Consider the following 22,222-nt stretch of genomic DNA (forward strand, 5'->3'; position numbering starts at 1 on the left):
GTTTCACGCTAGCCGTCTTCCCTACTTTTTTTATGTTAAAATTGATTTGCAACACCCACCCGGTCCTAATAACCTTGATCTAACTGGCTTCCATCGTTTTTGAGTCAATATAAATAAGGCCCCTAATAAGATTATTGTATATAATATTGTTTCATTATATATTATATTTATGGTGTGCGTAAAATAGGGATATTACAATAAATGGAAATTGGTAAAGGTAGATTTGGGGGAGAACTTCTTGACGCTTCCATGCTATTATAGTATATCTATATCGTTTGTATATAAATTGAAGATTTCAGCAGCAGGTATTTAAGGGGGTGTAGTGGTGACGAAAGATATTAAATCGTACATCTACAAAGTGATAATCGTTTTGGCGGTTGTCTCCAGTATTCCAATTCTAATCGTTAGCGCTTACAATATTAATTTGTTTTTAACCAAAACGGTAGAACTCATCAATTCGAAAAACGAAAATGAATTAACTCGAACCGGCGCATTAATGGAGAGAACGCTTCAGCAAATTATGGATTTCACGAATTCCATTACGCTTGACAGCCGTTTCGCAAATATTCGAACGGATTACGAACAATGGAAGGCATTGAGCGATATTAACAACTTAATTTATGCCAATCCTTTTGTCACGGAAATCCTGTATTACAATGCTAATGAGAATATATTGCTTATTTCCAATTATGGAATCGAACGAAATCCCGGTAACAGTCCGATACCGTGGATCGCCTCTGTTGCATCCGGGATGACCTTATACGGAATCGAGGTCGTGGAGGGCAAATCCAAGCAAGGGGCTCATGTTGCGTCTATTGTTCAACGGCTTCCTTCTTCAAGAGGAGAGCAAAATTATATCATTTACAACGTGAATCTTGATAAGATCTATGCTTCCTTTTTGCAAGAATTGAACGTGAACGCCGAGCTGTACAATTATTATCTTACAGACGCTAGCGGTAAAATCATGTTTCATCGGGAGCCGCAAAAATTCGGGATAAACCTTTCCGATATCGAGCGGGACCCAAAGACCATCCAAGTGAACGATTATAGACTCAATGCCTTGAATTGGCGATTAATTAGCGAAGTTAATACGAAGCAGTTGTACGGGGATGTCGCGAAATTAAAAAGTACGTTGATTACCGTGCTCTCGGCCGTTGTCGTCTTCATGCTGGTTCTTATCCTGATCGGATTCCGCGAGCTTTATAAGCCTTTTCATCGGATTGTCCTGAGAGTCAATGAAAACGAAGAACTGCTGAGAAAAACGCTTCTGCATCGTCTTTTGATGGGCCAGATCGGAATTAATCCGGACATAGAAAGATTAACCAAAGCTTATGCGAGATTTCATCTTGTGACGATCATCAAAATCCTGCCGTCGATGGATGAAGTCGGCCATGATCCCGTACACATGAGAAAATCGATTGTAGACGGTTTAGACGGGGCATACCGTTATGAAATGTTTGAAGAGTCGAATGAAACGTATATCATGCTGTTCCAACTGGAGCATGAAGACGTGAGCCGCTTCACTACCGATCTCCTGCTTAGCTTACATGAAGGACTGCTGGAACGGTTAGAGATAAGCATCGGCGGCATTCATCCGCTTCATAATTTGCATAAGTCTTATCTAGAAGCCATGTATGCGTACAATATCGGTCGGATTTTCACGTTGGATTCGAAGCTGTATTGTTATAATAAACTTCCGATGGATTACCATAACACAACAGTCGAGACCCCGGCCGTTGAAGAAATGGAATTGGCTATTAAGCAACAAAACGAGAGGAACTTTACGAACGCCTTGCATGCTTTGTTCTCCGAGCAAATTACGGTGGTCGAGTACAATTTGAATTTCTATACGGTCATTTCGCTTTTTCTGCGGATGTACGGGCAGAACAGCTTGGCGTTCTTGGATGAATTGAATAAATTGATTGCGGAAAAGGGCAACATGAACGTAACGGCCGTAAAGCAATTTTTATTTTCCAAGTTCCATAATTTTCGGGAATATGCGGTCGATACGAAGGATTACACCCGCAAGATTGACGATTTCATCGCGGCTCGCTACATGGATAATTTCTCCCTCGACGAAATGGCGGACTATACCGGGATTAGCAAGCAGCACTTGATTCATGTTTGCAAAAAAAGTTATAACCGGACACCCATTGAATACCTGAATGAGTATAGGGTCGAGAAGGCAAAGCATCTATTATCGAATACGAGCACGAAAATTGCGGAGATCGGCTTGAAAATCGGATTCAACAGCAATAGCTACTTTGCCAGAGTCTTCAAGCAATATACGGGGATCACGCCGTCCGAGTACAGAGAGCTTCGAGTCAACCGAAATACGTAAATCCGTTTGAAACAAAATCGACTTCGACGTCGGTTTTTTTTGTTGAAGTCTCTGAATGTATCTTGTGGATGCGGCTCGACTTTCCGGTAAACGAATGGCGTCCAACTTATGCTTCCGAAGTGTGTTTGCTCCGCAAAACGGTTCAGGATGCTGCATGCGTTTATCCTTGTGGAATCGGATAGTAATACAATATTCAACACGTTGAACAGGGGCGAAAAGCCCATTGTTTCAACGGATTAATATATTAGGATTGAATTGCGGGCAAGGGCTGTTGTAGGTTATAGCTATCCCGGGGGGCCGGGAACCAATAAGGAGGAATGAAGTGTGAAGCAGAAAAGAAGGGGAAGGCTATGGCTTTCAGTTTTGTTAGTGTTCATCATGGCAACATCGTCAGCATGCAGCTCGTCAGGCGCCAAGGATCCGAAATCTACGGGGGAATCGACGCCGGCCAAAGGCGCTGCAGCCGAAGAGACCAAGACTCCTGTCGAGGTCGTAGGGCTGAATTGCAATGCGACATTCGATCGGAAGACGCCGGAAGAGAAGCATGTGCACGATATTATTCAGGAAAAAACAGGCGCCGATGTCAACCTTGTCTTCTCGGAGGCCGGCCAGTGCGTCACCAAGCGCAATCTGATGCTCTCCTCAGGCGAAAAATTGGAATTCGCTGAAATGTCTATTGCGGATGCGATACAAGCTTACAATGACGGCGTCATACTGTCGCTCAACGACTTGCTGGATAAATACGGATCGAACTTGAAGAAAAATGTATTACCTGCCGCTTTTGAAAGAGTGACGTACAACAATCAAATTCTGGGTATTCCGATTGAGACTCCTGTGATCACGCCATACGCTTTGCAAATCCGAACCGATTGGCTGGCCAAGTTAAATTTAACGATGCCAAAAACCATTGACGAATATGAAAAGATCATGGAAGCGATTAAAACCGGTGACCCCGACGGAAATGGAAAGGCCGATACCTATGCTTTGTCGACGGGGTCAGGCGGGACGATTGACATGCTGGAATATGTCTTCGCTCCATTCTTCATGCCGGCAGCTACGGAATGGTGGCAAGATACCGACGGCAAAATTAAACCGCCCGAGCTTCACCCGAGCTATAAAGATATGATGGCCAAATTCGTAGAGTGGCAGAAAAAAGGGTATATCTGGCCCGATATGCTGCTCTCTACGGCGCCTAAGCAGCAAGAGTTGATCGCACAGAACAAAGCGGGAACCGTGGCAGCCTCATTCTCCGGAACCATCATAAACGCGGTAGAGGTGCTTAGGAAAACGGTGCCGGATGTCCAATATGTTCCGGTCGCGTTAGAAGGCAAGGGAATCAATAAATTGCCTGCCTCACCTGCCGCCACGTCGGCATGGGTCATTTTCAAGAAAAACGCCAGTCCCGAAACCGTCATGAAATATTTCGATTACCAGGCAACGCCGGAGGGGAGCGACTTGGTCTACTTCGGGGTTGAAGGCGAGAACTACAATCGGGGAACAAATAATACGATCGAATTTATCGCTGAAGATAAGTCGGATCTGTCCAAGGCCAAATATTACGCCAAATACAAGACGGTGTTCATCAACTGGCCTGGAAGTCCCGTATGGGCCGCGAATACATGGACACACCAGGAGTACAACTTGAAACGGGAGCAAGTGAACAAGCTGCCGCGCTTTGAACCGATTGACGCTAAAGTGCTTTACGACAATTCCAAATGGCAATCATTCTCCAAGCTGACGGATCTGAAAACGTATTGGTCCGAGCAGAAGGTAAAAGTATTCAACGGAGAAATTCCGGTTGAGAATTGGGATAGCATTGTGAAGAAATGGCTGGAGATTGGCGGGCAACAAATGATTGACGACCGAAACGAGCAATTCGCTGAGGCTGCCAAGTAAACGGATAAACGGGTTCTGCTTCTGTTTGTCTCAGCAGAAGCAGAGCCCTCTTATGGAAAGGTGTGAGCCGTTTGAAATCGATCCCTGTGTCTTCTTTAAGCAAAGGCATCCGAACGCAAAATCCGCTGGGAACGAAGAAAACGGGCTTCTTCCGCAACCTGTGGAAGTTCAAATTTCTGTATCTATTGCTGCTTCCCGGTTTGCTGCATGTGCTGTTATTCCATTATGTGCCTATGTACGGCATTGTAATTGCCTTTCAGAATTTCAGCCCGTTTCGCGGTGTCGAATCGATATTTATCGATGCCAGATGGGTGGGGATGGACAATTTCGTCCAGTTTTTCAACTCCTATTATTTCGGGCGTATCCTTACCAATACGCTGCTGATCAGCGCCTACAAGATCATCTTCGGTTTTCCGGCGCCGATTGTGTTTGCTCTTCTGTTGAACGAATTAAGAAGCTCCAAGTTCAAGAAAACCGTACAAACGATCAGTTATTTGCCGCATTTTCTGTCTTGGGCGATTATTTCCGCTCTGATTCTATCGTTGTTGTCCCCTACAAGCGGCTTGATCGGCAAGATGGTTGCGGAGTTCAGCGGATTCCAGAGCAATTTGATCTCCGAACCGGATTTTTTTCGCAGCATTCTTGTTTCCAGCGACATTTGGGCGGCACTCGGCTGGGGAAGCATCATTTATTTGGCCGCACTGGCGGGAATTGATCCTGCCCAATACGAGTCCGCTAAAATAGATGGCGCTAACCGGTTTCAACAAATGATTCATATCAGCTTGCCGGGGATGGCCAACATTATTTCCATTCTATTCATATTCGCGGTCGGAGGCATCTTGAATGCCGGCTTCGAACAAGTGTTGCTCTTGTACTCTCCTAATGTATACTCCGTTGGAGATATTATCGATACGTACGTATACCGGGAAGGTTTAGAAAATTCAAGGTACTCTTATGCGCAAGCGGTAGGCGTGTTCAAAAACGTCGTTGGGCTCATATTCCTGCTCGGCACGAACTATATCGTTAAACGCCTCGGGAAGGAGGGCATATGGTAAGACTTAAGCTATTCGATTATGTGAATGCGGCTTTTCTCATCATGGTATGTTGCTCGATTATCGCTCCTTTTCTGTTCGTCATCAGCCAATCGCTCATGTCCAATGAGGACATCATGCGAAATGGCGTTACATTTTTTCCGCAGCATGTCGTGTTTGATTCTTATATTTACTTGCTGACAGGCAGCTCCAGAGTGTATCAGGCGTTCGGCAACAGCTTGTTCATTACGTTTTTTGGCACGTTATTTAGTTTGCTTTTTACGGGCTCGATTGCCTATGCCTTGTCCAAGAAATACTTGCCTTATCGTAACGTAATGACGGCGGTTTTGCTGGCCTCCATGTTTTTTGGAGGAGGGCTGATTCCTTCCTACCTCCTTGTCACCGCTCTTGGTTTAAAAAATTCATTATGGGCCGTTATGATTCCGTCTTTTCTCAATGTTTGGTATGCCTTTTTATTGCGCAACTTCTTTATGGAGATCCCGCAGGAAGTGGAAGAATCCGCACGCATCGACGGGGCGAATGATGTGACCATATTCGCTAGAATCGCATTGCCGATGTCGATGCCGGCGATTGCGACCATCGGCTTGTTCTATGCGGTCGGTTATTGGAACAGCTGGTTCCCGGCTTCCATTTACTTGTCCGAACAGAGCAAATGGCCGCTGCAATTGATGCTGAAGTCCATGCTGCTCTCCTTCGATCCGAACATGAGCGGGGTAGCTGAATCGCTGGGGCTGCTCGCTGCGCTTTCCAAGGATAGCGTCCGCGCCGCGATGATTATAATTACAACGGTGCCAATCCTGCTCGTGTATCCGTTTTTGCAGCGCTATTTTGTGAAAGGCATGATTGTAGGATCAGTGAAAGGATAACGAAAGATGAGGTGTTGGAAGCTTATGAATGTCATCACTCCTTATGTTCAACTACCGACAACCGCGGGGTACGTGGACCGGGATGAAGGTCCGGAGACTACGCCGGTCGGGAATTGGGGCTTTCCGTTTGCTCTTACAGCCGATTATATGGGCCGCAGCTTAGGTTTTCATCTCGGTGCGGTGACCCAAGTCGATAAGGTCGAATTATGGTGCGCCGGTGTGACTTTAGTCGGAAAAGCGGAAATGTATCGCTTGTATGCCAGCTTGGACAATAGGTCGTACACGGAGATCGAATCCTTTCAATTCCTTTCGCGGGTCATCGAAGGACGAACCGTCGATAGTTTTGCATTATCCGGTGTGCGAGCGCAATTTATTAAAGTTCACATCCTCGCCGAGGAAGGAAATGGAGTATTTCCTCTTCGCCTGCTTCAGCTCGACGCTAGAGCCTATGCGGTTGACGCGAGCATAGGTTCTCAATTGCCCGCATTAATCGGATTTAGAAGCGGAGACATCGTCCCCGAAACCGGAGCTCTTCAGGAATGGGGCAGCACCGCCACATTTGCCATAGATTTCGTGAGAAACAGCGTAGGCATCGATTTGGGCGAAACTCGAGAGGTAGGGAGGATCGATCTGATTAACCGGTACTCCAGCTCCAAGGGGACGGGCAAAGGCGAAGAATATGCCTTATATTGGAGCGATGATAATGTGACCTATTCGCAAGCGGAGCATGTGGCCTTTACCCAGAAGATCGCCAATTTGCAATTGGTCTACTCGTTCGAGCTGGAGCAGATCAAGGCCAGATACTTCAAGGTGAATACACGCTTCACGGACGGAGAATCGCATTTTGAGCTCTACGATAACCCCCAATTCAGAGTGAAAGCGTTCGGTCCAGCTTTTGACAGCCCGGGAGGAGGAAACTCGACAGCGCCGTTTCTTGTAGCACAGCCATTCTCCATCGGATCTCGAACGGAATTGTTTATCTCGCGGGACTTGGTGGAGGCCATTGATGGCTTGAGCTATACCTTGCATCCGGGCGTCAAGCATGGGGATCAGCCTATCCTCACGATGGACCGCCCCTGGGAGGGATACCGGCAGGTGTTGTGGGGGGACGTTTTATTCGATGAAGAGGAGCAGCTGTTCAAGATGTGGTACTTTACCGACACGGGAGGGAGTACCGAATATTTCCCTCATAGATGGACTCTTCTGTATGCTACTAGCGGGGACGGGATCAACTGGAGCAAACCGTTAACGGGGACCTCCACGAACAACGGGAAGCCTACCAACGCGGTAGCGATTAGCGGAGCCGTCGAGACGGCCAGCGTCATGAAGGATGTATCCGCACCCCGCAATGAACGGTACCGGATGGTCACGTTTAATTGGGATAAACGGTATCAAACGATGGTTTCGCCGGACGGGATCAATTGGACGTTCGCAGGGAGCTTCGGTTCGGGCCATGATGTCGCCTCTGCAGTATGGGACCCTTATCGCGAGAAGTACGTAGCTTTGCATAAGTGCAGTTTCACGGATCCCGGTTATTTTCATCCCGTACGTCGATTCTTCTACACCACGACAAGCAGCGACTTTCGAACGTGGACACCGTCCTACCGCAGCTTGAATACGGATGCGAAGGATCAGCTTGTGGATCAGGTAGCCAAGAAGCTGGAGGAGATCGAGCCGCTCATGGAAGTTCCGGTTAATCGCTCTCTTATGCGGACTGATATGTATGGGGCGGGGCTGTACCCGCATGAGAGCGGGTTGATTGCATTCCCTTGGGTCTTTTATGCGAATGATGAAGAAGTGTATTACTACACCATCGATGATGGAATCGATGACGTGCAATTGGCGTTTTCGCGCGATGGCAACAATTGGTCGAGGGAGCTCCGGGAACCGGTTATTCGGCGCGGCGAAGTAAGGACAGCGGGACCGGAGGCCACGGTACAGGACAACGCTGCGGTATCCGATTGGGATTGCGGATGGATCTATACCGCTTCCAAAGCATTCGACGTAGGCGATGAAGTATGGCTGTATTACAATGGTTCGAACTATACGCATACCCAGCCGGCTCATTTCTATGAAATATATCCGGAGGGACATCCACGCGCGGGACAATCCGCCGGGCGATTCGATCACAAGACGGGGACAGGTGCGTTCAGGGGCGAAATCGGGCTGGTAAAGTGGAAGCGGGATCGCTTCGTGTCCGTCGACGCTGGTCAAGCGGAGGGAGTGCTTACGACGAAACCTATTCAGTTTACCGGCAGTAACCTGCTCTTGAATGCCCGGATTGCGGAGGATGGTTACTTGAAAGCGGAATTACTGGACGACCGAGGCAACGTGATTCCCGGTTTTAGTGCAGAGGAGTGCAGGGCTTTAGAGGGAGATCATATGCATCATCTTGTAAGTTGGTCAGACCATAGTAGTGTTTCTGATCTTGCAGGCAGCGTGATCAAAATCAGGTTTTATCTAAAAGCCGGACAGTTGTTTTCCTATCGGTTTGGCGATTGACAATCGATGGTGCTTATTGCGGCGGATAGTTTAATGCGAATTCACATCGAGGGTGAAAAATTTTTTCAGAAGGAGAATCCGACTATGACTGATGCGATACGGATCGAAAACCGCCGTGAGCTGTTTTGGGACGAATATTTGATCGATACGGAAAAGACGACCGCAGTCCGGCAGCTGAACAAGTTTCAGCCGAAGGAAGTCGCGATCCATCACGACGCTCCATGGGAAGGAGACGGGTGCAACTATCATTGCATCGTAAAGGACGACGGCTTGTTCCGGATGTATTATTTGGGCTGGGAGATGCTGGACCCGGATGTAACTCAGCATGTTACGGGGTCGATTGTCGTATGTTATGCGGAAAGCGAGAACGGCAAGGATTGGATCAAGCCGGACTTGGGTATTTGCGAATACGGAGGCTCCCGGGACAATAATATCATTCTCGATTCGAATACGGCCAGGTTCGACAACTTTTACGTATTCAAGGACAATAACCCCGAATGTCCCGACGAGGAGCGCTATAAAGGTACGGCGATCGACTGGAACGACAATTATTTGTGGTGCTTCACAAGCAAAGACGGCATTCGTTTTCGAAAAGCGTGGCGGATGACGAATCAAGGTAAGTTCGATACGCTGAATGTTGCATTCTGGGATGCTCTAGCAAATAAATACAGATGTTATATTCGCGATTTTCACGATATTCCGGGCAATGACTGGAACGCAGGTATCAGGGACATCCGCTGGATGGAATCGGCCGATTTTAAACAATGGACGAATCCCGAACGGCTTGATTTCGGAGATGGCGAGGACTACCCGCTCTATACGAATGTCGTTCAGCCGTATGATCGGGCTCCGCATCTCTTTGTCGGCTTCCCGTCCCGCTATGTGGAAAAGAAAGAGTGGACGCCGAACTTCGACGATTTTGCAGGTGCGCAAAGCCGAAAAAAAAGGATGGGCGTGCATCCTAGATACGGGCTGGCCATTACGGACTGCGTATTCATGAGCTCCCGCGACGGGCGTAGCTGGAACCGCTGGGACGAGGCGTTTATGACGCCGGGACTCGAGCATCCGTACAACTGGGTGTACGGCGACTGTTTTCCTGCCGTCGGCATGATCGAAACCGGAAGCGATCTCCTTCCATACGCTCCGAACGAGCTTTCAATGTACGCCAAAGAAGGGCATTGGTCGCAAAAACCTGCGAGGCTGAGGCGCTATACGATCAGGATAGACGGTTTTGTGTCTTATAAAGCGACGTATAAGCCTTGTAAAATAACGACTAAGCCGTTCATCTATGAAGGCAGCCGGCTATCGGTCAACTTCGCTACTTCTGCGAGAGGTTATATGAAAGTTAAGCTTGCTTCCGGGGATCAGACGATAAACTCCATCGAGTTGTTTGGAGACTCCCTCGACAAAACGGTTGTTTTTATGGACGGCGATCCTTCGTCCTTGTCTGGCAAACCAGTAATTATGGAAATAACGATGAGCGATGCGGAGCTTTATTCTTTCAAATTTAATGAATAGGTTAGGTCGTCTTGTGGGTGATAACTCAGTGACGGAACAACAATAATCATATGGTTAGACCATTCGGGGACATTATTACGCAGTTAACCAAATGCTAGGCCCGAAATGTTTCTTATTTCAAAAGCAACCTTTATTCACATACAGCGTCTAACTTAAAAGGAAGATTAATCCTTTTTGGGGAGGCGCTTTTTTTGAGGTTATCGAAATTCATATCCATTTGTACGGCACTCAGTATGTTACTGCTATTGTTAGTATCCATTGTAGATACATCCACATCTTTATCTAGTGCATCTGCTGAGCCCGACAGCGCCACGTCCAAGTCTATGACCATCACGACCCAGGAACAGGTGATAACAAGGGTAAGGGATTTGAAGCTCATTCCAGCAGGAACTGAAGTGACGGATGTTAGAGCAGAAGGCGCTTCTTCTGATCAGATGAAGTGGTCATTGAGCTTTGCGGGACCCGTCAAAAATGCTTATGGACAGCTTTTGCATAGCGGGTCTGTGATTCTGAATGCAGCCGACGGTTTCGTCCTGGGATATAACGAAGCAAAGAGTAAGCCTGATAAGGATTGGTCTAAAGAGGTATTTAAAGAGTTTGATGCTAAAGATGAAAAGGTAAGCCGAGATGAGGCTGTTGTCATTGCTGAGTCTTTCATTGCTAGCTACGCAAGGAAGCTTAATGCGGCCTGGATACTTAATCCCTACCCTGAACCAGGGAAGGACACGAGATTTGAAGACCTGTCTTTGCGCAAGATCCGCTTCAATCTTTCCCACGATGGTATCCCTTATGGTCATACTTCCTCCATTTACGTTGACCGAATAACGGGTGAAGTAGCTAACTACTATTTGAGTTGGAACGAGGATAACGAGTTCCCTGATATTAACAACGTTATTCCTCTAGAAACTGCTCAAAATCTCTTTTTTGACAAGCTCAGACCTGTTTTACGTTTCTATTGGATGGATCAAAAGCCATGGCTCTTATATTCACTGGAATCTTTAACCTTGGATGCTGTAAAGGGCACCTTTAAAGAGTATGATGAACAGCACTATGATCCTGACAAGTGGAAGCCAATAAGCCTCACTCAGCTGAAGTCAGGACAGGGTAATTCGACGAGTGGTGGCGCAGTTCCTTCCCCGGCTGCCAAGCCAGCTATAGATGAACAAACAGCAAGAGCTAGTGCTATAGCTTATCTCAAAAAGGTATACCCGGCTTATGCCGATCAGCTATCTGAACGTTACGTTAGTCTTTATAAGGATAACAACATGCTGTATTTTAGCTTTGAAAGAGGAACGAGCGGGATCCCTATTGTAGGGGAATCCGTGGATATACAGATTGATGCAGCGAATGGCAAGCTGGTCAGAATAGATTCAAAGCTATCTGAACATGTTTACCCCAATAAAGTCGTGCCTGCTATTACGCCGGAAAGAGCCAAGCGATTATTGCTGGCGCTTTATGATATTGAGCTCAGGTATGATGATGGGCAGGTTGGCAAGAAACATTTGGTTTATCAAATGATACCCAAGCCATCTACGCCACTCTTCTATACGGGAGATGTGCCCTATCTGGATGCGAATGATGGAGCCTGGCGGAATTTTCTAGGCCATGTCTTCACAGAGCCCATACCTACAGCCAGTGATTGGCTGAGCGAGATCTTATCTTCGCCGAAGAGGATTACCTATCAAGCAGCTGTAGTCCTGGACGGAAAGCTGCTGCGCCTTAAGGATGAGCCCATCATTCATAAGGACTCAACGCTAATGCCCTTCCGTGAGCTGTTTCAGCATATGGGAGCCACGGTTGCCTGGGAGGCAGCTAGCCGCAAGATTACAGCCAGGACGAAGGATACTCTGCTGGAGCTGACACTGGATAGCAAGACTGCTTACATCAATGGAACGCCTTATACACTGGAAGTTCCGGCACAGCTGGTAGATCAGCGCACCTACATCCCGGCAAGATTTGCAGCAGAAGCACTCGGAGTGAAGGTGATGTGGGAGGCCTCGTCAAGGCTTGTAATTATGAATACAGATCATACAAATCCTTCTTCCAAGCCTATGACAGGAGCAGCTCTTAAGCAGCTTCGCCTGGAAGCCCAACAGAATTGGGAAGAGAAGCATTGGCAATACTAATGCGCGGACGGTCCCTTTAGTTAGTATTAATAGAAGGGACGGACCCGATTTCCATCAGAAGTGTTTGCACTTTTTGCAGCCGCAGGTATTCATTGGCTACCATTTGAGGACGGAAGTAGGCGAACAGGTAGGCGGCCTCCATAAAGGGCAGGCCAGGGTAGCAGACGACCTCCTGGATGGTGGCGGGATTATCCATCACGATCTGCCACTCCCCGTCTCTCTCTCCGACAGGTACGGATTGCAGCACCATCACTTTATAGGCTATGATCTGCTCCAGCTCAGCCCAGATCCGTTCCCATGAGGGACTGAACACAACCGGAGTCGGAAACCATTGCTTCGCAAGGCTCAGCAGTTTCTCAACTTCCTGTTCTTCCGTATCGGCAAAGGCTTTGATCCTGGCAGTAAAGCCATTCAAGAGCCGATAGAAGCAGGAGTGTCCTCCCTGATTCACTAATGTTTGCAGAGCAAGTAAATCTTGCTCTGTTTGTGCTTGTTCCAGCATATCAAAAGGGCTGCTCTTCAATAGACGGTCTCCTTAGGATGGTTTCTGCTGCACCACGATTCATGATCTTTTCTCAAATTTATCATAATTGGTCGAGGAAGAAAAGCAGAGCGGCGAATTCTCAAGTCGGATTTAGGTGAGTATAGGTGGATATAGGTGGTTACAGGCTGATGCATCTTTTTTTCCCAGTTGATAATATGGTGACACGTGATGTAAACTTTCAATTGTGCTATAATCAATTTTTTAATCACTTCTAATAAATTCTTTTATCGCTTCATTAATAACTTCATATCACATGACAGGGGGAGAAGAATGAATCTGGATAATTTGGAGACGTTTATTTACGTTGTTCATTTTGGTACTTTTCAAAAGGCGGCGGAAGCGCTCTATTTAACGCAGCCTTCCATTACAGCGCGGATTCGTTCCCTGGAACATGAGGTGGGCACGACTTTATTTAATCGTGAAGGCAAGAAGGTTCATTTGACGGAAAGTGGAAAAAAACTGGTTCCCTATGCGGAGAAGATTTTAAATTTACAGCAAGAAGCCACATATAAGCTTAAGCAAAACCTGTTTGTCCCCGATCAAATAAGAATAGGCTGCTCCAATTCGATTTCTAATTATGTGATTCCTGAGGTTTTGCCGGAGCTGAGGCGTGCTTTTCCAAAGATGAAAATCAACATCATTTCAAATCATTCTGAAGAAATCATCAACAAAATTTTGAATAGAGATGTAGATTTTGGAGTCATCCGCTCCACCCATCACCAGAAACTCGAATCCAAAATGATCACAAGCAGCGCTATTGGCCTCTATGCTCATCCGGAGCACCCTCTAATTAGTAAGAACAGATCGGTTACTGTGCAAGAGATTTTTGAATACGATCTTATTTTTTATGACCATAATTCAGTGGAATGGCTGTTTGTTACGCGATTATTTGAACCTTTGCCATCCGGACCCAATGTGATCGTCGAAGTAGATAGTATGGAAACCTCCAAAAGACTCGTTGCGAAAGGTATGGGAATTTGTTTTTTGCCGGAGCTGTCCGTTCATGAAGAATTGCGCAGTAACATACTGGCGCGAGTTCCCTTAGAGACCAACCTGGAGAGTACGATGCAGATTTCTGTCATGTATTTAAAGGAGAAAGCCGATAGCCCGGCGCTTCAATTTTTTTCGAATTTTAATTTTCACAATAGGGAAGCCTAATCGGGGAGAAAGCCCGGCTAGGGCATCTATTAATTTTTTCTATATAAACCAAGGCAATGATGATTATTCGGCTTAAAAAATATATGCTATATTGGGATTACAAATGAAACGCGAAAAAAATAAAGCGCTTTATTTGCTGGAAATATCAAAAGGAGGAGTTCATCATGATGACAACGAAAAAGAGGGTCCATTTGGTATTGCTTGGCGCACTCATGCTTTTAGCAACTGCTTGTGGAAGCGGTACCAATACGCCTTCTTCATCCTCAGACAAGCCGGGGAGTTCGGATGCCGTATTAGCCAATATTGCCAAAACCAAAATACTGAGGGTCGGAACAGACGCTACCTTAAAGCCATTCGAATATAAAAAAGGAGATCGCTTTGAAGGGTTTGACATTGAGATGGTTGAAGCCTTGGCGAAAGAATTAGGGGCTGAAAAGGTTGAGTTTGTGGACACCGAATTTAAAGGTCTGATTCCGGGATTGCAGGCTAAGAAGTTCGATATGATCGCATCTGCGATGTATATTACTGACGAGCGCAAAAAGACGATTGATTTTTCAGATGCTTATTATCCTAGCGGTGTATCTCTTTTAGTGAAAAAAGATAATAATACAGTCAACGGAATGGAAGACTTGAAGGGTAAAAAGGTCGCGGTTCAAATTGGTACGGCGAATGTTAAATTCGTTGAGGATAATTATAAGGATATCGAGGTTGTGAAGGTAGATAAAAACACGGAGTTGTTCCTGGAACTGGAGACAGGTAAGGTGGATGCTGTGGTGACTTCGTTCCCTTCCGCCAAAGGATATGAGAAGGAAAATGCGGGGACAGTTAAAGTACTCCCAAATAAGCTCACTGAGGATTACTACGGGTTCGGTGTTAGCAAAGAGAATACGGAATTTACAAAGGCCATTAACGAGGCTTTGAAAAAGATGAAAGAAAAAGGAATAACGGATGAAATTATAAAGAAATGGGTTGAATAATCATGCAGTCCTTCGATTTTTCTGTTCTTTTTCACTGGGAAACGATAAGCCTGCTGTTACGATCTTTGTGGTTAACGATTTTATACACATGTGCCAGCTTCGTGTTGGCCATTGGAATCGGAACTGTAATCGCTTTCGGGCAAATCTCCAAATTTAAGCCTTGGACCTATATCTCGCTGGCGTATTTATCCTGGTTCCGGGGAACGCCTTTACTGGTGCAGCTGTTTCTATTGTATTACGGGCTTCCCATGGTGTTCAAGATTGATACTGTTCCTTGGATGGCGGGAGTTATAGCTTTAGCCATGTATAGCGGAGCCTATGCGTCGCAAATCATTCGTGGTGCGATTCAATCGATTGACAAGGGCCAAATGGAAGCGGGACGTTCCCTTGGCTTCTCGTATGCGCAGACTATGAGTAAAATCATTATTCCGCAAGCGGCTATTCGGATGCTGGCCCCGATGACCAATGAATTGATTTCTCTAACCAAGAATTCCTCCTTATTATCTACGATTACTGTAGTGGAGCTTTTCAGACAAGCCAATCTTATGATTGCAGATACCTATAAGACGATGGAATTTTTGCTGGCGATTGCCGTTCTTTATTATTTAATTAACAATCTTATAGGGTATCTGGGACTTATGCTGGAAAGAAGGCTGAGTATGGGAGATGACATCCGATGATCAAAATCAGCAATGTGCATAAAACGTTTGGAACCAATCATGTGCTGCGCGGTGTAAATCTTGAGGTGAGGCAAGGAGAGGTCGTAGTTATTTTGGGCCCATCCGGATCAGGGAAAAGTACGTTATTGCGGTGTATCAATTATTTGGAAGCTTTTGACCAAGGGCAGGTTCTAATTGAGGGCAAGCCTGTTGGCAAAATGATAATGAATGACCAGCTCAAGGAAATTCCACAAAAGGAACTTAATGCTTTGCGGCAAGAAGTGGGCATGGTTTTCCAATCGTTTAATTTATTTCCCCATAAATCCGTGTTGCAAAATATTACGATGGCTCCTGAGACGCTAAGAGGAATGAGCAAAGAGGACGCAAGGAAATTGGCATCCGATTTGTTGCGTAAGGTTGGTCTGGAGGAAAAAGCAGATAGCCGCCCATCCAGCTTATCCGGGGGACAAAAGCAGCGGGTAGCGATTGCCCGGGCTCTGGCGATGAAGCCGAAGGTCATGCTATTTGATGAACCCACTTCAGCTTTGGACCCGGAAAAGGTAGGCGAGGTTTTGCAGGTTATGCGGAACTTGGCTGTAGAAGGGATGACTATGGTTGTCGTAACGCATGAGATGAGCTTCGCTCAGGAGGTTGCAGACCGTGTAGTTATTATGGATGAAGGTATCATTATTGAAGAAGGGCCTCCAGGCAAAATTTTTAAGGAGCCTACTCAAGCACGGACGAAATTATTCTTAAGCCAAATTCTGAATAAAAATGCCGGCGCAGTAACGATGTAGTTACGTCGTAGCTTGCGTCGAAATGGAATCAGTCACAAGTATGGTCACATAATCTAATACAAGACATCAAGGAGAGATTAACTCTATGAAAAAAATTAATATGCCCATTACTGGTATTTGCTCTTTTGCTAAGTATCCGATCTGTACAGACTTTGAAAATTTGGAAGCAGATATGGCTATATTGGGTATTCCTTATGATACTGGAGTTGGGTATTTGACAGGAACCCGGCTTGGACCAAGGCGCGTAAGAGAAGTATCTACACATTATTCCAGAGGAGATGCGGGATTCTATGATCCTGAACGTGATGAAGTATTTCTTGCGGCCCCTTGGAAAATTGTAGACTGTGGAGACGCCGATGTCATTCATGGCAATATTGAGCAATCCTTTGATGCCATTGAGTGGGCAGTCCGACAAATTGTTGAAAAAGGAACGATTCCCGTTGTTATTGGAGGAGACCATTCCATTTCCATTCCTGTAGCAAGAGCACTGGATTCACTAGGTCCGGTTACCGTTGTTCAATTCGATGCCCATTTGGATTGGTCTGACGCTCCGGGAGGGCAGCGTTTAGGGAATGGCAGCCCGATGCGCCGTATGTCAGAGATGAGTCATATCAAGGAAATGGCCCAAATAGGGCTAAGAGGACTGGGCAGCAGCCGGAAAGAAGATTTCGATGCCGCTAAGGAATACGGCAGTGTGCTTATTTCCGCAAGAGAAGCGAAGGAGCTTGGCGTCGAGAAGGTGATGGAGAAAATTCCCCAAAGGGAGCGGTACTACGTAACGATTGATATTGATGCATTCGACATCTCTATCGCAACAGGTACAGGATCACCATCTCCAGGTGGATTTAGCTTCGATGAACTGAATTCGATGCTGGAAGCCTTGGCTCAAAAGGGCGATATCGTTTGTTTCGATTTTGTAGAAGTTGCTCCCCAATATGACCCCGCGGGTCAGACAACCCGGGTAGCGGCGATGACGATTTTAAATTTCATGGGGCATATTTTGAAAAGAAAAGAAAATATGCAAAATAAATAATTTGAAACAGGTCAGTGCCATGGTTGTATGACCATGGCACTCCTAAATTACTGCAAATGGAGGTAGAATTCATTGGTACACGAGACCGGCGGCGTAAGGTTGGAGAAAGACTTTTTGGGAGAAAAGGAAGTGCCAGTCGGTGCCTATTATGGTATCCAAACGTTACGGGCTGTCGAAAATTTTCCGATTACGGGGTACAGAATTCATGAAGAATTGATCACCGCCATGGCCATGGTGAAAAAGGCGGCCGCCTTATCCAATATGGAGATTAAGCAGCTTACTCCCGGCATGGGGACATTCATTGTTCAGGCAGCTGAAGAGATCATCTCAGGCCAGTGGCACGATCAATTTATCGTTGACCCCATTCAAGGCGGTGCTGGAACATCCATCAACATGAACACCAATGAGGTGATCGCTAACCGTGCCCTCGAATTATCGGGAGGAACGAAGGGAGATTACTTCTCCATCAGTCCCAATACCCATGTAAATATGTCGCAGTCGACCAATGACAGCTTTCCAACTGCCATCCACCTTGCAGCCTTATCGTTAATCGAAAAGCTGTTGGTAACGATGGAAGATTTGCATGCAGCTTTTGCCCGCAAGGCCGTGGAATTCGATAGTGTGATTAAAATGGGCAGAACACACCTGCAGGATGCAGTTCCAATCCGGCTTGGGCAGGAGTTCGAGGCATACAGCCGCGTGCTGAGCCGTGATATCAAAAGAATCAGCCAAACGAGGGACCATTTGCTGGAAGTGAATATGGGCGCCACGGCTGTTGGAACGGGATTGAATGCAGAACCCCGCTACATGGCAAGGGTAGTGGAAATCTTGGCTGAAATTAGCGGATTTCCTGTCATTAATGCGGAGCATTTGCCTGATGCCACACAAAATACAGATGTCTATACTGAGGTTTCCGCCGCCTTAAAGATATGCATGATCAATATGTCCAAAATCGCCAATGACCTTCGTCTTATGGCCTCTGGACCACGCACTGGCTTGGGGGAAATCAGCCTGCCTGCGCGTCAGCCCGGATCCTCTATCATGCCGGGTAAAGTAAATCCGGTCATGTGCGAGGTCGTCAATCAGGTCGCCTTCCAGGTCATTGGGAACGACCATACCATTTGCCTGGCTTCGGAAGCGGGACAATTGGAGCTCAATGTGATGGAGCCGGTCCTGGTGTTTAATCTGCTGCAGTCCTTAAGCATGATGAATCAAGTGTTTAAGGTATTCCGCACGCACTGCCTGGAGGGCATCGAGGCGAACACCGAGAGGTGTAAAGCTTACGTCGAGAACAGCGTCGGCATTATGACTGCACTGAACCCTCATCTGGGATACGAAGCGTCGGCAAGAATCGCCCGTGAAGCAATTGTGACAGGCAGACCCGTTCGTGAGTTATGTTTGGAGCATCAAGTGCTGACGGAAGAAGAGCTGGATCAAATTCTTGACATTTATCAGATGACTCAGCCCGGAATAGCGGGGAAAGCGCTGCGGGACTAATGGAAAAGAGCAAGGATAACCTTATGGCATCGACTATTGAAGTATCAGGAGGGACCTTTGTGGAGCGTGAATTTGGTAAATTAATTACAGGCAAAAGTATCATATTACGTCTGGAAATGAAAACAGATGTGATTAAATTTAGCGACATTGTCCAAATCATTTCGGATGAGGGCGGTGATTTGGTAGCGATTGATGTCATTCAAATGAAACATGATATGACCATTCGTGACTTGACGGTGAACGTGTCAGATTCCTTGCAAATCGTACAGATTTCAGAAAAAGTGCAGCAATTAAATGGCGTGAATTTGGTAAATGTGTCCGATCAAACGTTTTTGATGCACTTGGGTGGAAAAATAGAAACGAAGCTGAAGGTTCCCATTCAGAATCGTGATGATTTGTCTCGTGTATATACTCCGGATGTAGCCCGGGTATGCATGGCTATTCAAGAGGACCAGCGCAAGTCGTTCACGTTAACGATTAAGCGCAACACGGTTGCAGTTGTATCCGATGGCAGCGCCGTTCTAGGCCTGGGGAATATCGGTCCCTATGCGGCGATGCCCGTCATGGAAGGAAAGGCGATGCTATTCAAGCAAATGGCGGATGTGGATTCGTTTCCTATTTGTCTCGAAACCCAGGATACAGAGGAAATTATCCGAACGATAAAGGCGATAGCGCCGGCTTTTGGCGGCATTAATTTGGAGGATATCTCTTCCCCGCGATGCTTTGAGATAGAGGAACGTTTAAAAGAGGAATTGGATATTCCCGTGTTCCACGATGACCAGCATGGTACAGCTGTTGTTTTGTATGCAGGACTAATTAGCGCGTTAAAGCTCGTAAATAAATCAATCGATCAGATTAAAGTTGTCGTTAATGGTATTGGCGCAGCAGGAATCGCCTGTACAAAAATTTTGCTTGCAGCTGGAGCGAAAGAAATTATAGGTGTCGATAAAGATGGGGCTATCGTATCAGGTAATGAATACACCAATCCCATGTGGAATTGGTATTCTCAGAACACGAACCCTCACAAAAGCAGCGGATCGCTGGCGGATGTAATCAAGGGTGCCGATGTTTTTATCGGATTATCACGAGGCAAGATTCTAAGCCGCGAAATGGTGATGACGATGAACGCCGAACCGATTGTATTTGCGATGGCCAATCCAACGCCAGAGATTGATCCGGATGAAATAGAGGATATTGCCGCTGTAGTAGCAACCGGGCGTTCTGATTACCCCAATCAGATTAATAATGTTCTTTGTTTCCCCGGCATATTTCGTGGGGCCTTGGATTGCAGGGCGACGACGATTAATGAAAAAATGAAGCTGGCTGCGGCAGAGGCAATCGCCTCTGTAATATCCGATGATGAACGAAACAAATACTACATTATTCCTAGTGTTTTCAATCCGGATGTAGTCAAGCTGGTCCGCGATGGTGTGGTGGAAGCGGCCATTCTGACAAAAGTTGCCCGACGGATTCCACGGGAGTACCGGTAATTGTGCAGCACAAAATACCATTATGTTTGGGCAGTGCGCTTCCGTAAGGGGGCGTGCTGTTTTTTGTGTCCGTGCTTGACTTAACGATGTTTTTGATCGTTAAAGGCAGTGTTTCCAGTGCAATCAGTCACTTAATGATGTTTTTCATCGCTAAATGAGCACGGATGGCTTCTCGTCTATCTTTCAGCTAACATGGATATTTGCCGCAGGATATCGTACTATTAAGATACAAGCAAAGCAAGAAGAAGAGTCCATTGGTACAAGGGAGGCGGGAGAAGTAAGATGAATCCGCAAGATAAAAGACACAGGAGCGGGGCGCACATATGGCAATCTGCCAAGTTTAGAATTTTATTAGTGGGAGTGTTTCTTGCTGCTTTTCTAGCTGTAATTGTTTTTGTGCAGCTTCCTGCCAATGCACCCGCACCTGCGCCTGCGGCCGGTGGGACGGGTGAGACAGGGACAGTCGATCAACAGCAGGAGCCATCACCAACGGTGGCAGTAGTCAAAAAAGTAATGGTCGATTTCCACATGCAGGATCTCCAACACGGTTGGATTAAATATACAGATAGTGCTGCAGCAACGGAAGACGGGGGAGCAAATTGGCTGGATATGGCCCCTGAGCAGATGGAACAGCTTGCAGCCGATGGCAGCTGGCAGCTGGAGATGGCTGATTGGTTTCAGGCTGTGGAGCCACCGCGTACTGTAAGCTTTCAAGCCAAGGAGTTTGAGGTGAAGAAAGCACAGTTCCTTACGGATCGCATAGGTTGGGCGCTGGTAAGTCATGCTGATCATCCGGAGGGGTCTCTGTTAGTGACAACAGATGGCGGAGCAACCTGGGTGGATGGAGCGAAACCTGAAGGAGCGGCACCTGAGATTGCGGCACAATTGCAAGCCGAAAGCCAGCGCATAGACGATATGAAGCGGGAAGCCGCCTATTACTCAGCAGAAGGAACAGCGAAGGAAGCGATTCGCTCTGACTGGACCCTCCTGCCTGCGGCAGCTGCCCCGGGAGATGTGGTGCTTGTGAGGCATAAGGAAGCGGGAGAGGTCGTCTGGGAAGGGAAGACTTATACGCTTAAGCCCTTTGGCTCCGGATACTTTACCTATGTGCCGATTTCGATGAGTGCCAAACCCGGACAGTATCCGATTGGCGATCAGCTTTTGACCATTAAGGAGAAAAAGTTTGAAACCCAATATCTCAAGGTAACGAAGCAAATGGAGAGCATGAAGCAGGAAACGGATAAAATTAATGCGGATCAGAAAAAGATCGATCTGGCACGCAGCAGCTCCGCACCGGAGTTTCTATTTTCCGAGCCCTTCATTCAGCCTATCGAAGGTATTTTGACGACGCCGTTTGGCTATACACGTTATGTAAATGGCAAGCTGGACAGCTCGCATCGCGCTATCGACCTTGCAGCGAAGGAAGGAACGCCTATTAAGGCGACTAACGATGGGATCGTGGCCTTAGCCGAGCTCCTGTACCTGACGGGGAACGCCATTTATTTGGATCATGGAATGGGCTTGTTCTCGCAATATGCTCATTTATCTGAGCTGAAAGTGAAGCCTGGAGATAAAGTGAAAAAAGGTGACATTATAGGACTTGTCGGCACTACTGGATTTTCTACAGGCCCCCACCTGCATTTTACATTCTGGGCGCATAATGTTCCTGTAAACCCGAATCTGTTTTTTGATTCTTCTCCTTTTTTGTGGCTTTTGAAGCGCTCATCCTGAGAGGGGTGGGTGCTTTTTCCATGAATCGAAGAATT

Annotated in this window: 16 protein-coding genes; 15 read left to right on the forward strand and 1 reads right to left on the reverse strand. The window is 46.7% G+C overall.

The genetic code is table 11. The annotated features are described in order from the left end of the window. Positions 1-325 precede the first annotated feature (325 nt). The 7 genes from J2Z66_RS43775 to J2Z66_RS09910 all read left to right on the forward strand — a co-directional run bounded on the left by J2Z66_RS43775 (position 326) and on the right by J2Z66_RS09910 (position 12,301). Positions 326-2,341 carry a helix-turn-helix transcriptional regulator gene (locus J2Z66_RS43775; protein ID WP_209971227.1) on the forward strand — a complete coding sequence of 672 codons (2,016 nt, stop codon included), beginning with the start codon at positions 326-328 and terminating at the stop codon, positions 2,339-2,341. Between the two features lie 324 nt (positions 2,342-2,665). Further along, the gene (locus J2Z66_RS09885; protein WP_209971228.1) at positions 2,666-4,237 is read left to right on the forward strand and encodes a type 2 periplasmic-binding domain-containing protein; all 1,572 of its coding nucleotides are present in this window, start codon (positions 2,666-2,668) and stop codon (positions 4,235-4,237) included. 71 nt (positions 4,238-4,308) lie between these two features. After that, positions 4,309-5,292, forward strand: coding sequence for an ABC transporter permease (locus tag J2Z66_RS09890; RefSeq protein ID WP_245375425.1), 984 nt, complete (start codon positions 4,309-4,311; stop codon positions 5,290-5,292). Continuing rightward, positions 5,286-6,155, forward strand: a complete 870-nt coding sequence (locus J2Z66_RS09895) for a carbohydrate ABC transporter permease (RefSeq protein ID WP_209971229.1) — start codon at positions 5,286-5,288, stop codon at positions 6,153-6,155. Before J2Z66_RS09890 ends, J2Z66_RS09895 begins: the two co-directional genes overlap by 7 nt. 24 nt (positions 6,156-6,179) lie before the next feature. Next, positions 6,180-8,657, forward strand: a complete 2,478-nt coding sequence (locus J2Z66_RS09900) for a discoidin domain-containing protein (protein WP_209971230.1) — start codon at positions 6,180-6,182, stop codon at positions 8,655-8,657. Positions 8,658-8,741: 84 nt separating this feature from the next. After that, a complete protein-coding gene (locus tag J2Z66_RS09905) occupies positions 8,742-10,175 on the forward strand; it encodes a hypothetical protein (protein WP_209971231.1) in 1,434 nt (477 codons plus the stop codon). Between the two features lie 191 nt (positions 10,176-10,366). After that, a complete protein-coding gene (locus tag J2Z66_RS09910; RefSeq protein WP_209971232.1) occupies positions 10,367-12,301 on the forward strand; it encodes a copper amine oxidase N-terminal domain-containing protein in 1,935 nt (644 codons plus the stop codon). A 16-nt stretch (positions 12,302-12,317) separates the two neighbouring features. On the opposite strand, the gene J2Z66_RS09915 is transcribed toward J2Z66_RS09910, so the two are convergent. After that, positions 12,318-12,824, reverse strand: coding sequence for a hypothetical protein (locus tag J2Z66_RS09915; protein WP_209971233.1), 507 nt, complete (start codon positions 12,822-12,824; stop codon positions 12,318-12,320). A gap of 291 nt (positions 12,825-13,115) precedes the next feature. Between J2Z66_RS09915 and J2Z66_RS09920 the strand changes: the two genes are divergently transcribed. The 8 genes from J2Z66_RS09920 to J2Z66_RS43395 all read left to right on the forward strand — a co-directional run bounded on the left by J2Z66_RS09920 (position 13,116) and on the right by J2Z66_RS43395 (position 22,187). Next, positions 13,116-14,003 (forward strand): LysR family transcriptional regulator, encoded by an 888-nt coding sequence (locus tag J2Z66_RS09920; RefSeq protein WP_209971234.1) that lies wholly within the window; start codon positions 13,116-13,118, stop codon positions 14,001-14,003. A 164-nt stretch (positions 14,004-14,167) separates the two neighbouring features. Next, complete coding sequence (locus J2Z66_RS09925; protein WP_209971235.1) at positions 14,168-14,980, forward strand: transporter substrate-binding domain-containing protein; 813 nt, start codon at positions 14,168-14,170, stop codon at positions 14,978-14,980. Between the two features lie 2 nt (positions 14,981-14,982). Then, positions 14,983-15,660, forward strand: a complete 678-nt coding sequence (locus J2Z66_RS09930) for an amino acid ABC transporter permease (protein ID WP_209971236.1) — start codon at positions 14,983-14,985, stop codon at positions 15,658-15,660. After that, positions 15,657-16,436, forward strand: coding sequence for an amino acid ABC transporter ATP-binding protein (locus J2Z66_RS09935; RefSeq protein WP_209971237.1), 780 nt, complete (start codon positions 15,657-15,659; stop codon positions 16,434-16,436). The genes J2Z66_RS09930 and J2Z66_RS09935 overlap by 4 nt, the downstream gene beginning before the upstream one ends. 85 nt (positions 16,437-16,521) lie before the next feature. Next, positions 16,522-17,469 (forward strand): agmatinase, encoded by a 948-nt coding sequence (gene speB, locus J2Z66_RS09940; protein WP_209971238.1) that lies wholly within the window; start codon positions 16,522-16,524, stop codon positions 17,467-17,469. Positions 17,470-17,541: 72 nt separating this feature from the next. Continuing rightward, positions 17,542-18,966: an aspartate ammonia-lyase gene (aspA, locus tag J2Z66_RS09945; RefSeq protein ID WP_209971239.1), complete on the forward strand. Its 1,425-nt coding sequence runs from the start codon at positions 17,542-17,544 to the stop codon at positions 18,964-18,966. A gap of 116 nt (positions 18,967-19,082) precedes the next feature. After that, a complete protein-coding gene (locus J2Z66_RS09950; RefSeq protein ID WP_245375444.1) occupies positions 19,083-20,456 on the forward strand; it encodes an NAD-dependent malic enzyme in 1,374 nt (457 codons plus the stop codon). Positions 20,457-20,738: 282 nt separating this feature from the next. Then, positions 20,739-22,187, forward strand: a complete 1,449-nt coding sequence (locus J2Z66_RS43395; RefSeq protein WP_209971241.1) for a M23 family metallopeptidase — start codon at positions 20,739-20,741, stop codon at positions 22,185-22,187. Positions 22,188-22,222 lie beyond the last annotated feature (35 nt).

It is taken from the genome of Paenibacillus eucommiae (genome assembly GCF_017874215.1).
In the GTDB taxonomy this organism is placed as follows: domain Bacteria; phylum Bacillota; class Bacilli; order Paenibacillales; family NBRC-103111; genus Paenibacillus_AI; species Paenibacillus_AI eucommiae.